Source organism: Pantoea agglomerans NBRC 102470 (assembly GCF_001598475.1).
GTDB classification, from domain to species: domain Bacteria; phylum Pseudomonadota; class Gammaproteobacteria; order Enterobacterales; family Enterobacteriaceae; genus Pantoea; species Pantoea agglomerans.
Genome location: NZ_BCZA01000004.1, coordinates 449,210 through 463,240, shown reverse-complemented (window position 1 = coordinate 463,240; position 14,031 = coordinate 449,210). Strand labels below are relative to the sequence as shown.

At 53.6% G+C, this 14,031-nt stretch carries 14 protein-coding genes, 1 tRNA gene and 2 rRNA genes; 3 read left to right on the top strand and 14 right to left on the bottom strand.

All coding sequences use genetic code 11. The features are described from left to right. Nucleotides 1–192 precede the first annotated feature (192 nt). The 3 genes from rrf (PAG01S_RS10625) to rrf (PAG01S_RS10615) all read left to right on the top strand — a co-directional run bounded on the left by rrf (PAG01S_RS10625) (nucleotide 193) and on the right by rrf (PAG01S_RS10615) (nucleotide 548). Nucleotides 193–308, top strand: a 5S ribosomal RNA gene (rrf, locus tag PAG01S_RS10625). 14 nt (nucleotides 309–322) lie between these two features. Then, nucleotides 323–398, top strand: a tRNA-Thr gene (locus tag PAG01S_RS10620). 34 nt (nucleotides 399–432) lie between these two features. After that, a 5S ribosomal RNA gene (rrf, locus tag PAG01S_RS10615) occupies nucleotides 433–548 on the top strand. A gap of 193 nt (nucleotides 549–741) precedes the next feature. On the opposite strand, the gene PAG01S_RS10610 is transcribed toward rrf (PAG01S_RS10615), so the two are convergent. The 14 genes from PAG01S_RS10610 to msrP form a co-directional block, all read right to left on the bottom strand. After that, nucleotides 742–1,503 (bottom strand): amino acid ABC transporter ATP-binding protein, encoded by a 762-nt coding sequence (locus PAG01S_RS10610; RefSeq protein WP_010699823.1) that lies wholly within the window; start codon nucleotides 1,501–1,503, stop codon nucleotides 742–744. Between the two features lie 8 nt (nucleotides 1,504–1,511). Next, on the bottom strand, nucleotides 1,512–2,612 hold the full coding sequence (locus tag PAG01S_RS10605; protein WP_060681171.1) for an amino acid ABC transporter permease: 1,101 nt from the start codon (nucleotides 2,610–2,612) through the stop codon (nucleotides 1,512–1,514). 15 nt (nucleotides 2,613–2,627) lie between these two features. Continuing rightward, nucleotides 2,628–3,806: an amino acid ABC transporter permease gene (locus PAG01S_RS10600; protein WP_062758549.1), complete on the bottom strand. Its 1,179-nt coding sequence runs from the start codon at nucleotides 3,804–3,806 to the stop codon at nucleotides 2,628–2,630. Nucleotides 3,807–3,874: 68 nt separating this feature from the next. Continuing rightward, entirely contained in the window at nucleotides 3,875–4,900 is a 1,026-nt protein-coding gene (locus PAG01S_RS10595; protein ID WP_010255984.1) for an amino acid ABC transporter substrate-binding protein, read from the bottom strand. Nucleotides 4,901–5,443: 543 nt separating this feature from the next. Then, nucleotides 5,444–5,740, bottom strand: coding sequence for a DNA-binding transcriptional regulator Fis (gene fis, locus PAG01S_RS10590; RefSeq protein ID WP_003855228.1), 297 nt, complete (start codon nucleotides 5,738–5,740; stop codon nucleotides 5,444–5,446). Between the two features lie 23 nt (nucleotides 5,741–5,763). Then, nucleotides 5,764–6,729, bottom strand: coding sequence for a tRNA dihydrouridine synthase DusB (gene dusB, locus PAG01S_RS10585; RefSeq protein WP_008925814.1), 966 nt, complete (start codon nucleotides 6,727–6,729; stop codon nucleotides 5,764–5,766). Nucleotides 6,730–7,096: 367 nt separating this feature from the next. Next, entirely contained in the window at nucleotides 7,097–7,978 is an 882-nt protein-coding gene (gene prmA, locus PAG01S_RS10580) for a 50S ribosomal protein L11 methyltransferase (RefSeq protein ID WP_010699821.1), read from the bottom strand. A 16-nt stretch (nucleotides 7,979–7,994) separates the two neighbouring features. Then, nucleotides 7,995–9,440 carry a sodium/pantothenate symporter gene (gene panF / locus PAG01S_RS10575; protein WP_062758547.1) on the bottom strand — a complete coding sequence of 482 codons (1,446 nt, stop codon included), beginning with the start codon at nucleotides 9,438–9,440 and terminating at the stop codon, nucleotides 7,995–7,997. Beyond that, nucleotides 9,430–9,672, bottom strand: coding sequence for a YhdT family protein (locus PAG01S_RS10570; RefSeq protein ID WP_010256005.1), 243 nt, complete (start codon nucleotides 9,670–9,672; stop codon nucleotides 9,430–9,432). The genes panF and PAG01S_RS10570 overlap by 11 nt, the downstream gene beginning before the upstream one ends. A 72-nt stretch (nucleotides 9,673–9,744) precedes the next feature. Next, the gene (gene accC / locus PAG01S_RS10565) at nucleotides 9,745–11,094 is read right to left on the bottom strand and encodes an acetyl-CoA carboxylase biotin carboxylase subunit (protein WP_010256007.1); all 1,350 of its coding nucleotides are present in this window, start codon (nucleotides 11,092–11,094) and stop codon (nucleotides 9,745–9,747) included. An 11-nt stretch (nucleotides 11,095–11,105) separates the two neighbouring features. Next, a complete protein-coding gene (accB, locus tag PAG01S_RS10560) occupies nucleotides 11,106–11,567 on the bottom strand; it encodes an acetyl-CoA carboxylase biotin carboxyl carrier protein (RefSeq protein WP_010256009.1) in 462 nt (153 codons plus the stop codon). Nucleotides 11,568–11,592: 25 nt separating this feature from the next. After that, the gene (gene aroQ, locus PAG01S_RS10555; RefSeq protein WP_010256011.1) at nucleotides 11,593–12,045 is read right to left on the bottom strand and encodes a type II 3-dehydroquinate dehydratase; all 453 of its coding nucleotides are present in this window, start codon (nucleotides 12,043–12,045) and stop codon (nucleotides 11,593–11,595) included. A gap of 232 nt (nucleotides 12,046–12,277) precedes the next feature. Then, nucleotides 12,278–12,883, bottom strand: coding sequence for a protein-methionine-sulfoxide reductase heme-binding subunit MsrQ (msrQ, locus tag PAG01S_RS10550; RefSeq protein WP_010699820.1), 606 nt, complete (start codon nucleotides 12,881–12,883; stop codon nucleotides 12,278–12,280). After that, nucleotides 12,884–13,888, bottom strand: a complete 1,005-nt coding sequence (gene msrP, locus PAG01S_RS10545; protein WP_010256016.1) for a protein-methionine-sulfoxide reductase catalytic subunit MsrP — start codon at nucleotides 13,886–13,888, stop codon at nucleotides 12,884–12,886. Nucleotides 13,889–14,031 lie beyond the last annotated feature (143 nt).

The window sequence follows — 14,031 nt, the reverse complement described above, 5'->3', positions numbered from 1 at the left end:
GAGAGACACGATTTTCAGCTTGTTAACCGGATACAGTTGTGTCCTGCGGACTGAAGTCCGAAGGATTTTGCGCTGAGGCAAGGCGGCAACAGACCGATACGAAGGAGCATACTGAAGTATGTGACGGAGTAGCGCGAGGGCGGCCAACGCAGCATCAGCACAAAAGACACAGGACAGAGCACAAAGAATTTGCCTGGCGGCTTTAGCGCGGTGGTCCCACCTGACCCCATGCCGAACTCAGAAGTGAAACGCCGTAGCGCCGATGGTAGTGTGGGGTCTCCCCATGCGAGAGTAGGGAACTGCCAGGCATCAAATTTAGTGTGCTGATATGGCTCAGTTGGTAGAGCGCACCCTTGGTAAGGGTGAGGTCCCCAGTTCGACTCTGGGTATCAGCACCAGTTAAGACACGAGTTCGGTAAATAAAAGAATTTGCCTGGCGGCTGTAGCGCGGTGGTCCCACCTGACCCCATGCCGAACTCAGAAGTGAAACGCCGTAGCGCCGATGGTAGTGTGGGGTCTCCCCATGCGAGAGTAGGGAACTGCCAGGCATCAAATAAGAGAGAGCCCTTTGCGTATGCGAAGGGCTTTTTTCGTTGTGGCAAACCGCGATAAAACTCCCTCTTCACAGCGTATCTGTCTGTTTATTCATAACAGCAACAGGTCAGTAAGCATATTAAAGCGGCTGTTCAGTCCATAAAAAACCCGGCACCAGGCCGGGTAGTGAGATAACTGAACGTCTGATCAGTGAATAACCTGCGATAGAAACGCCCGGGTACGCTCCGATTTTGGATTCGCAAAGAACTCCTGCGGTGGCGCGACTTCGACGATCTCTCCCCGATCCATAAAGATCACCCGGTCAGCCACCGTTCGGGCAAAGCCCATCTCATGGGTGACGCACAGCATAGTCATCCCATCCTCCGCCAGACCAATCATCGTATCCAGCACCTCTTTAACCATCTCAGGATCCAGCGCTGACGTGGGTTCATCAAACAGCATAATTTTGGGTTTCATACAGAGTGAGCGGGCGATGGCGACACGCTGCTGCTGTCCGCCAGAGAGCTGGCCCGGAAACTTATGTGCATGCTCGGCAATACGCACGCGTTGCAGATAGTGCATGGCCAGCTCATCAGCTTCCTTCTTTGGAATCTTTCTTACCCAGGAAGGTGCCAGCGTGCAGTTTTGCAGTACGGTCAGATGCGGAAAGAGATTGAAGTGCTGGAAGACCATACCGACTTCGGTGCGCACGCGCTCAATGTTACGAACGTCATCATTAAGATGGATACCGTCAACAACAATGCGGCCCTGCTGATGCTCTTCCAGATGGTTGATACAGCGGATCGTCGTCGATTTGCCGGAGCCGGAAGGTCCGCACAGTACGATGCGTTCACGGGGTTTAACCTGCAGGTTGATGTCTTTCAGTACATGGAATTGCCCGTACCATTTATTCACGTTCTCAAGCGAGATCATCAACGCGTCGGAAGAGTGTGTCATAGAGTCAGTCATGTAAAACCTCAGTGCGATGTACGCCCGGTGTGAAAGCGCTTTTCCAGATACTGGCTGTAGCGCGACATGCTAAAACAGAAGATCCAATAGACCAGTGCAGCAAAGACATAACCTTCGGTCGACATCCCCAGCCAGGTCGGATCGACCGTTGCCTGCTGGACGCTGCTGAACAGATCGAAAAGACCAATGATGATGACCAGGCTGGTATCTTTAAACAGTGCGATGATGGTATTGACCAGGCCGGGAATAGTGAGCTTCAGCGCCTGGGGCAGAATAACCAGCATCTGCGTCTTCCAGTAGCCCAGCGCCAGAGATTCGGCTGCTTCGTACTGACCTTTCGGCAGTGCCTGCAGGCCACCGCGAACCACCTCTGCCACATAGGCGGACTGGAACAGAATGACCCCGACCAGCGCGCGCACCAGCTTGTCGATGTTAGTGCCTTCAGACATAAACAGCGGCAGCATCACGGATGACATAAACAGTACGGTAATCAGCGGCACGCCGCGCCAGAACTCAATAAAGATAATCGACAGCGTGCGCACGACCGGCATGCGTGAGCGACGGCCCAGTGCCAGCAAAATACCCAGCGGCAGCGCACCGGCAATACCCACCGACGCAATAATCAGCGTCAGCGTTAATCCGCCCCACTGACGTGTTTCGACACGTTCCAGCCCCAGATAGCCGCCATACAGCAGAAACCAGACAATCACCGGATAGATGACAGCCCAGGCAGCAATGTAGCGTCCACGATACGGCAGGCTCCTCAGGAACATCGGCACAATCGACAACAGGCCGATCACCAGCGCCAGGTTAATACGCCAGCGCAACTCATGCGGGTAAAGCCCATACATGAACTGGCCGAAACGAGCATGGATAAAGACCCAACAGGCACCCTCTTTGGTGCAATCGGCGCGCGTGGTGCCGATCCAGTTTGCCTGAAAGACCAGCCAGTTCAGCGCGGGCGGAATGACGTGCCAGATAACCCAGATGCAAAACAGCGTCAGTAGCGTATTAAACCAGCTGGAAAACAGGTTTTTACGAGCCCAAAACCAGGCGCGACTGACCAGAGTCGTCGGGACGGGGGGCGTTTCATGCGTAGTCACAGACATAGTTATCCCGTTCTCTTAACGCTCAACCAGCGCAATTTTGCGGTTGTAGAAGTTCATAAGCATTGATATCAGCAGGCTGATAATCAGGTAAACGCCCATCGTGATAGCAATCGTCTCAATGGCCTGACCGGTCTGATTCAGTACCGATCCGGCGAACAGCGACACCATATCGGGATAACCGATAGCGGCGGCGAGTGAAGAGTTCTTCACGATGTTCAGATACTGGCTGGTCAGTGGCGGAATAATGACGCGCATGGCCTGCGGAATAATCACCTGGCGCAGCGTAACCGGATTAGGCAGCCCCAGCGACCGCGCTGCTTCATGCTGACCATAGGGGACCGACTGAATCCCGGAGCGGATCACCTCAGCAATAAACGACGAGGTATAAATCGACAGTGCCAGCGTCAGGGCTGCCAGCTCCGGTATCATTACCGAGCCGCCACGGAAATTGAAACCGCGCAGTTGTGGCACATCCCAGTGCGTGGCTGGGCCAAACCCAATGTGTGCAAGCAAAGGAAAGAGAATCAGCATCACAACGGCAGCGGGCCATGTGCGACGTAACTGACCGGTTTTCAGCTGATGTTTACGGTTAAAGCGGTACAGGCCATAGCTCACAGCCGCGGCCAGAAGCAGTGCGATCACAAACGGCCAGCTGCCTGCTGCATAGGTCGGCCACGGAACGTAGAGTCCGCGATTACTGACATATGCCAGGTCAAAAGCATTCAGCGCCTGACGTGGGCCCGGCAGATTGCGTAAGACTGCAAAGTACCAGAAGAAGATTTGCAGCAGGGGTGGGATATTACGGAAGGTTTCGATATAGATATTCGAGAGTTTCCGCAGCAGCCAGTTGTCAGAAAGGCGGGCAAGACCGACCGCGAATCCGAGAACCGAAGCGAAAACAATACAGAGTGCAGAGACCAGCAGCGTGTTGGTTAATCCAACCAGAAACACGCGCGCGTAGGTATCTCCCTCAGTGTACTCAATCAGATGCTGAACGATGCCGAAACCGGCAGTGCGCTCAAGAAATCCAAACCCCGATGTAATGCCGCGATTGGCAAGGTTAATAATGGTGTTATGCACCAGATAACCCACCACACCAAGCACCGCGACGACGGCGATGAGCTGATAAATCCAGGCGCGAACCGTGGGATTACCAAATGAAAAATCCCTTTTCACGGTTGGGCGTTGTGACATGTTGAAACCTCAGTAACGAAAGCTGGGGTAGGGCACCACAGAATAGGGTGCCCGATTAGTGAGGTCTGTTAACGTACCGGTGGTGCGTACTGAATACCGCCCTGGTTCCACAACGCATTCTGACCACGTGCAATCTTCAGTGCGCTGTCTTTACCGACGTTACGATCAAAGCTTTCCTGATAGTTACCTACCTGCTTGACGATGTTGTAGGCCCACTTGTTATCCAGCTTCAGATCCTTACCAAAATCACCTTCGGCGCCCAGGAAGTGTGCCATGTCTGGTGTGGTTGGCTTGGCCGTCATCTGGTCAACGTTCTTCGAGGAGATGCCCATCTCCTCCGCATTCAGCATGGCGTAGAGCGACCACTTCACGATGGTGAACCAGTCATCATCACCACGACGCACCAACGGCCCCAGCGGCTCTTTGGAGATCACTTCGGGCAGAACAATAAATTCATCCGGTTTGCCCAGCTTAATGCGTAATGCGTAAAGCTGAGACTGGTCAGACGCCAGCGTATCGCAACGTCCGCTATCCAGCGCTTTAGCCGATTCATCAGAGCGGTCGAAGGTTACAGGCGTATATTGCATTTTGTTGGCTTTAAAGAAGTCCGCTACGTTCAGCTCGGTGTCGGTTCCCGCCTGAATACAGACGGTGGCACCATCCAGCTCTTTCGCACTTTTCAGGCCGGCCTTCTGGTGAGTCAGGAAGCCGATACCGTCGTAATAGTTCACGCCCGCAAACAGGAAGCCCATGCCGCCATCGCGCGATGAGGTCCATGTGGTATTACGTGAAAGCACATCCACCTCGCCGGACTGCAGGGCGGTAAAACGCTCTTTCGCGGTCAGCGGGGTATATTTCACTTTGGTCGCATCACCAAACACAGCGGCAGCCGTCGCACGACACACATCCACATCGATACCGGTAAACTTGCCGCCAGCATCTGCATAGGAGAAGCCCGGCAAGCCGTCACTGATACCACATTGAACAAACCCTTTTTTCTTTATCGCATCCAGTGTGGTGCCTGCGTGTGCTTGCTGAGCAACGGCAACCAGCGAGGCAGCAGCGATCAGCGTAGAGAGCATCATTTTTTTCATAAAGCATCCTGTGTGGCGGGATCATGTTGTTATGTTTGCGCACTTTAGTGTGCGTTTTTCCTGTCTGTGGCGGTCAGCCATCCACGACTCTGCAAAGCTGATGCCAGGTTTGCAGGTTCCTGAATTCGTATGAAAGAACGGTTAATAATCGGAAGCACTTAGAAAGTTCCGCTAATATGGCGCACCAAAAGGAAGCAATGCGAGTCGACCCGATCACATTTAGTGCAAATAGTTTCACTATGTGGGAGCAGTGTGAGCATTCACTCAGGCAGAAATGTATGAAGAGATTGCGTTGCTTTTTAATGCGCAGAAAGTCACATACCCAGCAGTGGCGGGGATGTGAAGCAAGGTGAGGGTCAGGCAGGCACTAAGTCAAATCACAGCGGGCGAAAGCGAGAGGGTGAAATATCACGCCAGCGATTGCAACTACAGTTACCATATTACCGGAAACTGTTTCACTATCATTACCGTGGCTTTGTGCGTCGACGCACAAATAAAAACGCCAGCCCGAAGGCTGGCGTGATTTACAGACAGAACTAAAAATCAGTTCATGCCGTATTTTTTCAATTTCTTACGCAGCGTACCGCGGTTGATACCCATCATCAGGGCAGCACGGGTCTGATTGCCACGGGTATACTGCATCACCATGTCCAACAGAGGCTGCTCGACTTCAGCCAAAACCAGCTCATACAGGTCGCTCACATCCTGACCATTCAGTTGAGCAAAATAGTTCTTCAGTGCCTGTTTAACCGAATCACGCAAAGGTTTTTGAGTTACCTGATCCTGTGAGTTAACGGTTGAAACGGTCAGTACGTCAGAATTTACGCGTTGTTCGAACATAGTTCTTTCAGCTCTTTATTTCGTTACGCAAGATTTTCGAAGTATGCCTCCAACGCCTCCAGCTGTTCGCTGGCATCCTCAATGGCGTTGAATGTGCGCCGAAACTGGTCATTCGGGGCGTGCTCCTGCAGATACCAGGAGACGTGCTTTCGCGCTATACGGTATCCCTTGCCTGAACCGTAAAAGTCGTGCAGCTCACGTATATGCGAAACAAGCAAGCGCTTGACCTCTGCCATCGGCAGCGGGGCAAGCAACTCCCCAGTGTCCAGATAATGCTGGATTTCCCGGAAGATCCACGGTCTTCCCTGAGCAGCACGTCCTATCATCAGAGCATCGGCCCCTGTATAGTCGAGCACCGCTCTGGCTTTATGCGGGTCAGTTATGTCTCCATTCGCGATAATCGGAATGGAGACACTCTGCTTAACTGTCCGAATGCTGTCATATTCAGCTTCTCCGTTGAACAGGCAGGCACGAGTGCGACCATGTATCGTCAGAGCCTGTATACCGCAGCGTTCAGCCAATTGGGCAATCGCGACACAGTTCCTGTTTTCAGGATCCCAGCCAGTACGAATTTTCAGCGTAACCGGCACATTCACTGCATTAACCACTGCGGAGAGAATTGACTCCACCACGGTGGGATATTGCAGCAAGGCTGAACCCGCCATTTTGCGGTTAACCTTCTTGGCAGGGCATCCCATATTAATGTCGATGACCTGTGCACCAGCCTCAACATTAATGCGTGCAGCTTGCGCCATTTCACTGGGATCGCAACCGGCAATTTGCACGGCGCGAATGCCTGGCTCATCGCTGTGAACCATACGTAATCGAGATTTGTCGCTAGCCCAGACTTCCGGGTTTGAAGACAACATCTCAGAAACTGCCATGCCTGCACCCATTTCGTGACACAGCGCCCTGAACGGCCTGTCGGTAATACCGGCCATCGGTGCTGCAATCAGTCGATTTCTCAGCTGGAGGTTTCCAATACGCATGAAGTCAGAATGGCCATACTGTGTCTGCAAGGCGGCGTATATTACGCATTTTTGCAGGAAGATGAAAGGCCAAACTTTGAACAATCAGCAAGAAAGATCAATGAAATCCGGGTCATGATCGATGTGCATATTTATTAAGCTTAAATATCAATGATTTAACAACTTATGCTGAAATTGTGAGCAAAAGTTTTTCCAGAAAAGTACGTCAATTCGCCAGATAAAAAACGTCACATGCCGTGATTAACGATACAAGCATCCATTTCAAATCGGGAAAGCCCGCAACTTACGCTACGGGCTGGCTGAATGTTCTGTTAAGGCACTTTGTTCCGGGCAGAGCGATATCAGAGGCGGCAGACAGGCGCCATATTCAGGATTTAATCCCGGTAATCCGGCACCACTCCTCTTTAACCGCAACCGGGTCGAGCGTGAACTCGCTGACATACGCTTCGCAGACGCTCTCTGCCTGGCTCTCTAACACGCCCGAGAGGCCCAGATGACCGCCAGACTTCGGCAGTACGCTGATCAGCGGGGCCAGTTCACGTAGCGGGCCGGCCAGGATATTGGCCACCACCACATCAGCCTGCAGATTTTCGGGTTGCTGGTGGGGCAGATAGAGCGACAGGCGATCAGAGACGCCGTTGCGCTCAGCATTATCCCGGCTGGCCTGAATAGCCTGCGGATCGATATCAATCCCGATCGCCTGAGCCGCGCCCAGCTTCAGTGCGGCGATCGCCAGGATCCCCGAACCACAGCCGAAATCGATCACCGTTTTGCCCACCAGATCCAGCCCGTCAAGCCAGGTAAGGCAGAGTGAGGTGGTCGGATGCGTGCCGGTCCCAAACGCCAGGCCGGGATCGAGCATCACGTTGACGGCATCAGGATCCGGCACATCACGCCAGCTCGGACAGATCCAGAGCCGCTCACCGAAGCGCATCGGATGGAAGTTTTCCATCCATTCGCGCTCCCAGTCTTTATCTTCGATCTGCTCGATCCGGTGACGAAAACCGGCGCCCAGCAGCGGATGCTGCGCCAGTTCGGCGGTAATCGCGGCCATATCAGTTTCTGCATCGAACAGGCCGATAACATCGGTATCGCCCCACAGGCGGGTTTCACCTGGCAGCGGCTCATACACCGGCGTGTCGTTGGTATCCTGAAAGGTCACTGAAACCGCACCGATGTCCATCAGCGCATCGCTCAGCGTTTCCGCGTGTTCACCTGAGCTATTAATTTTGATTTGAATCCACGGCATAACGTCTCTCTTTCCGTCAATGTTGCGGCGCGTCGACCGTTTGCGGCGCGCGTCCAAACAGGTTGCCCACTAAAAATGCCAGCAGGCTTAAAAGCAGTGAGGGCACAATGGGATGAAAACCCAGAATCTGCAGGTTCAGGCTCGCCAGAAAAGCGTAGCAGCCTCCACCCACCACCATGCCGGTGATGGCGCCTGCGGCATTAGCGCGTTCCCAGTAGAGACCCAGTACCAGCGGCCAGAGGAAAACCGCCTCAAGGCCGCCAAAGGCCAGCAGGTTGAGCCAGATAATCATATCGGGTGGATTCCAGGCCGCAATCAGCAGCAGGAGACCCAGTGCGAACGTAATGGTGCCAGATAACAGCCGCAGCCGCGTCTCATTTTCCATCTGCTGTGGGGCAACACGCAGATAGAGATCTTTGATCAGCGTAGCCGAAGCCTGTAACAGCTGGGCATTAATGGTCGACATAATGGCGGCCATGGGGGCTGCCAGAAACAGTCCGGCAGCTAACGGTGGCAGCACAGTGATCATCAGGGTGGGTATAACACTATCCGGCACGGTCAGATTCGGCAGTATCGCCCGGCCCAGCGCACCGGCCAGATGCATTCCCAGCATCAGGATCACCACCACAATGGTACCCAGAATAATGGCCCGATGGACTGCCTTGCTGTCTTTATAAGAGATGCAGCGCACCGCAGTATGCGGCAAGCCAATCACCCCAAAGCAGACCAGCACGACAAATGAAGTGAGGAAGGTCGGCGTTAAAATCTCACCCGGTCCCTGCGGCGACAGCAGAGCGGGATCAATGTCATGCAGTTTCTGCACGGCCGTGCTCAGGCCGCCAGCCTGATGAATCACCGCGAACAGCAGCAGAAATGTGCCAATCAGCATCACGATGCCCTGCATGGCGTCATTGAGAACGCTGGCACGGAACCCGCCAAAAGCGGTGTAGAGCGCAATAGTGCCGCCAAAAATCAGCAGACCCGTGTCATACGGGATGCCTGCGGCGGTTTCGAGCAGTCGCGCGCCGCCAATAAACTGCACCGTCATGGCACCGATAAAGGCAACCAGCAGGCTCAGACTTGCCAGCCAGATCAGTAGCGGGCTCTGATAGCGGGCGTAGAGCATGTCATTCAGCGTCACCGCATTATGCTTACGCGCCAGGATGGCAAACTTTTTCCCCAGCACACCCAGCGAGAGCCAGACGGCGGGCACCTGCACCATCGCCAGCAATACCCATCCCAGCCCATATTTGTAGGCGGCACCGGGACCACCAATAAACGAGCTGGCGCTGATATAGGTGGTGGTGAGCGTCATCGCCAGCACAAATCCGCCCATGGAGCGGCTGCCAAGGAAATATTCAGTGAGGAAGCTACCCTCGCGCCTTTTGCGCACGGCAAACACCGACAGCGCGGCAATCAACACCAGATAAATCAGTAACGGCAGGATAATTTCACTGTTCATTTGTGTCCTCCAGCGGCATGTCGCGGAAAATTAACCGCACCATCATCCAGCACAGGAATATGAACAACAGGGGAGCAAACAGGCAGGAGAGTTCAAACCAGCGCGGCAGGCCGGTGATACCAATTTCACTGCCACCCAGCCAGGCAGAAAGCCCCCAGGCAGCGAGCCAGAGCAGGGTGAGGTAGAGCGACCAGCGCGCCTCTTTATGTGCCTGTATAAAACGAGCATCCATGATTCAACCTTAACGCCAGCGGCAAAAGAAAAAGGCCGGATTAACCGGCCTCTGACTGACTCAGCGTTGCGTTTACTTCTCGTGCAAGCCGAGTTTTTTCTCCAGATAGTGGATATTGGTTCCACCGTGCTGGAAGTTTTCGTCGGACATGATTTTCATCTGCAGTTCAACGTTGGTTTTGATACCGTCGATGATCAGTTCCGCCAGCGCATTCTTCATGCGGGCGATAGCCACGTCGCGCGTTTCGCCATAGGTGATCAGCTTACCGATCATGGAGTCGTAATACGGCGGTACGGTGTAGCCTGAGTAAATATGCGACTCCCAGCGCACGCCAAAACCGCCTGGCGCATGGAAGCGGGTGATTTTACCCGGACTTGGCAGGAAGGTGACCGGATCTTCAGCGTTAATACGGCACTCGACCGCATGTCCGCGAATAACCACTTCGTCCTGTTTGATCGACAGTGGCTGACCCGCAGCAATGCGCAGCTGCTCTTTGATCAGATCCACACCAGTGATCATCTCGGTCACCGGATGTTCCACCTGAATACGGGTGTTCATCTCAATGAAGTAGAACTCACCGTTTTCGTACAGAAACTCGAAGGTACCTGCGCCACGATAGCCAATCTCAATACAGGCTTTGGCACAACGATTGCCGATAAAGCTGCGCTGTTCTTCAGTAATACCTGGGCCTGGCGCTTCTTCAACCACTTTCTGGTGACGACGCTGCATAGAGCAGTCACGTTCGCCCAGATAGATCGCGTTGCCCTGGCCGTCAGCCAGAACCTGAATCTCGATGTGGCGCGGATTCTCCAGATACTTCTCCATGTAAACCATGTCGTTGCTGAAAGCCGCTTTGGCTTCCGCTTTCGTCATGTTGATGGATTGTTCCAGATCTTTGTCGCTGCGCACAACGCGCATACCACGACCGCCGCCGCCGCCAGAGGCTTTGATGATGACCGGATAACCGATGCGCTTCGCAAAGGCACGGTTTTTTTCCATATCATCGGTCAGCGAACCGTCAGAACCGGGTACGGTTGGGACGCCTGCTTTCTTCATCGCATTAATCGCAGAGACTTTGTCGCCCATCAGGCGAATGGTGTCTGCTTTCGGACCGATAAAGATAAAGCCGGAGCGCTCAACCTGCTCAGCAAAATCGGCATTCTCAGAGAGGAAGCCGTAGCCAGGGTGAATCGCCACCGCGCCGGTGATCTCTGCAGCAGAGATCAGCGCCGGGATGTTGAGGTAACTTTTAACTGACTGCGCCGGGCCGATGCAGACGGTTTCGTCTGCCAGCAGCACGTGCTTCAGGTCACGATCCGCGCTTGAGTGTACCGCAACAGTCTTGATGCCCAGTTCTTTACAGGCACGCAGAATGCGCAGCGCAATCTCACCACGGTTAGCAATAACAATTTTATCCAGCATGATCTGCCCCGTTACTCGATGATAACCAGTGGCTCGTCAAATTCGACCGGCTGACCGCTTTCAACCAGGATCGCTTTCACTACACCTGATTTGTCAGCTTCGATCTGGTTCATCATTTTCATGGCTTCGACGATGCACAAGGTATCGCCGGCATTCACTTTCTGGCCGACTTCCACAAAGGCTTTCGCATCCGGGCTCGGCGTACGGTAGAAGGTCCCTACCATTGGTGAACGCACGATGTGACCGCTGATTTCAGCCGGTGCCGCTTCGGCAACCGCTGCAACAGGAGCAACAGCTGTTGCCAGAGCAGGCTGTTGAACCGGCGCAGCATAAGTCTGCTGCATCATCGGGTAACCCACGTTTGCAGGTGCACGGCTGATGCGAACGGACTCTTCACCTTCAGAAATTTCCAGCTCTGAAATGCCAGACTCTTCAACCAGTTCGATCAGTTTTTTAATTTTACGAATATCCATGAGTGGGGTTCCGTACTCAGTTTGATTAATTAGTTTGAGACAGGCGTTTTACTGCCGTTTGTAAAGCCCATGTGTAGCCGTCAGCGCCAAGCCCACAGATCACGCCAGCAGAGACATCAGAAAGATAGGAGTGATGGCGGAAGGGCTCGCGGGCATGCACGTTGGAGAGATGAACCTCGATAAACGGTATTTCTACCGCCAGCAGGGCATCACGTAGTGCGACACTGGTATGGGTAAACGCGGCAGGATTAATAATGATGTAATCCACATTGCCTTTGGCCTCATGAATGCGATCAATCAGCTGAAATTCAGCATTGGTTTGCAGGTGGCTCAATTCCACATTCAACTGGTCTGCCTGACGTGTCAAATCGTCAACGATCTGACGCAGCGTGGTATGACCATACTTCTCAGGTTCACGCGTTCCCAACAGGTTCAGGTTGGGCCCGTTTAAAAGCAGAATATGTAATTTATGCGCCATCGTGCTGCCATCTCCCGCAATCATTGAGGCATCGCGTAAAATACCTTGCGAATCTTCATTTGTCACCTTTGAGAATGAAAAAGAAGACCCGACGAGCAATAAAGCCGGGCATTATATCCGTTTCGTGTCATTTCGCAGCAAAATACTGGTCTTATCTGCGAAGATGATCGGATGTGGCCTGCGGGCCACATCTTTTAACAGAAAAGTGCAGAGGAAAACAACGGGTGAAGCGCTAGCGAGGCCACCATTTGAGAAATTTTTTGTAACGCCAGGCTAACAGTATTGCAGCAAGTAGTGCGTAGATAAGTGGCTGGGGTGACACGGTTTTCACTGACCAGATATAGTGAATCGGCACCAGAATGGCCACCAGATAGACCGCGTTGTGCAGGGTTTGCCAGCGCTTACCGAGCTTGCGCTGAGCGCGCTGAAACGACGTCAGCGCCAGGGCCAGTAATATCAGCCAGCTGATAATCCCCAGTGTCAGATAGGGACGGGAAATCAGCTCGCTGCCCAGCAGACGCAGATTGTCAGCGCCCAGCTCCAGCAGGTAATAGCTCAGCAGATGGAGAGAAGCCCAGACAAACGTCCAGACGCCAAGCAGACGCCGGGTGCGGATTAACAGCGGTTGCCTGCCATAACGTGCCAGCGGTGAGACCAGCAGCGTACCCAGCAGCAGTTTCAGCGCCATGCGGCCGGTAAAATGCTGAATATCTTTTGCCGGATCCGCACTCAGGCCGCCCTGCATCGCGGCAAGAACCAGATAAACCAGCGGCAACAGGGCCGCCAGATGCAGAATCACCTTAAGCCAGGTGATCTGTTTTATCGACAGGCGTACCACCTAGTAATTCTCCCGTAAATCCAGGCCACGATAGAGCGACGCAACCTGTTCGGCATAGCCGTTAAACAGCAGCGTTGGCTGACGTTCGACCTTCAGACTGCCGCCCGGGCCAATAAATCGCTCAGTGGCCTGCGACCAGCGTGGATGATTAACATGCGGATTCACATTGGCATAAAAACCATATTCATCTGCGGCGATCTGGTTCCAGGTCGTTGGTGGCTGATTTGCGGTCAGGGTGATTTTGACAATCGACTTAATGCCCTTAAAACCATATTTCCACGGCACCGTCAGGCGAATCGGCGCGCCATTCTGCGGCGGCAGCGCTTTGCCATAGACGCCGGTGGTCAGAATGGTCAGCGGATGCATGGCTTCATCCAGACGTAAACCTTCGACATAGGGATAATTGAGTCCGCCGCCAATAAAGCGATCTTTCTGACCTGGCATCTGCTCAGGATCGTACAGCGTCTGGAAGGCGACAAAACGCGCTTTGCTGGTGGGTTCCGCCAGAGAGATAAGCTTATTCAGCTCGAAGCCTATCCAGGGCACCACCATCGACCAGGCCTCCACGCAGCGCATGCGATAGATTCGCTGCTCCATGGCAAACCGTTTAAAGATGTCATCCATATCCAGGGTCACGGGCTTAGCCACTTCGCCATCAATGGTCAGTTTCCAGGGCTCTGTTTTCAGCGTACCGGCATTGGCAGCCGGATCGGCCTTATCCAGCCCGAACTCATAGAAGTTGTTATAGCCGGAAACTTTATCCGCAGGCGTTAAGGTCAGATCGGCCTGATATTGCGCTGGTTTGGTAAAGTCCAGCGGCCGGCCTGCTGGCGCGGGTGGGCGATCGTTGCCTTTGAACCAGCTGAGAATATCGGCTTGCGCCACGCCCGGCATACCCATCGCCGCTGCGCTCAGTCCCAGCGTTTTCAGCACCTGGCGGCGCTTCATGTTAAAAATGCTTTCCGGCGTTACGTCGGCTTCGGTCAGACGGGGTGTGCGTTTCATGGTGCCCTCTCCAGACAGGATGTCATTAACCAGCATGATGACTATTACTGATATCAGCCAGTTTCGCCCTGAAAATGTGAAATTTCCTGGCTGGCCGGTACGATGAGAATGCACCGAAAAGTGCCAGGATCAACGTCAGCGAT

Bases quoted from the DNA above. Each gene is read 5' to 3' on its own strand.
- panF (WP_062758547.1), bottom strand. From the start codon at position 9,440: ATGAACAGTGAAATTATCCTGCCGTTACTGATTTATCTGGTGTTGATT.
- dusB (WP_008925814.1), bottom strand. From the start codon at position 6,729: ATGCGTATTGGAAACCTCCAGCTGAGAAATCGACTGATTGCAGCACCG.
- prmA (WP_010699821.1), bottom strand. From the start codon at position 7,978: ATGCCGTGGATTCAAATCAAAATTAATAGCTCAGGTGAACACGCGGAA.
- accC (WP_010256007.1), bottom strand. From the start codon at position 11,094: ATGCTGGATAAAATTGTTATTGCTAACCGTGGTGAGATTGCGCTGCGC.
- PAG01S_RS10570 (WP_010256005.1), bottom strand. From the start codon at position 9,672: ATGGATGCTCGTTTTATACAGGCACATAAAGAGGCGCGCTGGTCGCTC.
- msrP (WP_010256016.1), bottom strand. From the start codon at position 13,888: ATGAAACGCACACCCCGTCTGACCGAAGCCGACGTAACGCCGGAAAGC.
- PAG01S_RS10605 (WP_060681171.1), bottom strand. From the start codon at position 2,612: ATGTCTGTGACTACGCATGAAACGCCCCCCGTCCCGACGACTCTGGTC.
- PAG01S_RS10610 (WP_010699823.1), bottom strand. From the start codon at position 1,503: ATGACTGACTCTATGACACACTCTTCCGACGCGTTGATGATCTCGCTT.
- PAG01S_RS10600 (WP_062758549.1), bottom strand. From the start codon at position 3,806: ATGTCACAACGCCCAACCGTGAAAAGGGATTTTTCATTTGGTAATCCC.
- PAG01S_RS10595 (WP_010255984.1), bottom strand. From the start codon at position 4,900: ATGAAAAAAATGATGCTCTCTACGCTGATCGCTGCTGCCTCGCTGGTT.
- aroQ (WP_010256011.1), bottom strand. From the start codon at position 12,045: ATGGCGCATAAATTACATATTCTGCTTTTAAACGGGCCCAACCTGAAC.
- accB (WP_010256009.1), bottom strand. From the start codon at position 11,567: ATGGATATTCGTAAAATTAAAAAACTGATCGAACTGGTTGAAGAGTCT.
- fis (WP_003855228.1), bottom strand. From the start codon at position 5,740: ATGTTCGAACAACGCGTAAATTCTGACGTACTGACCGTTTCAACCGTT.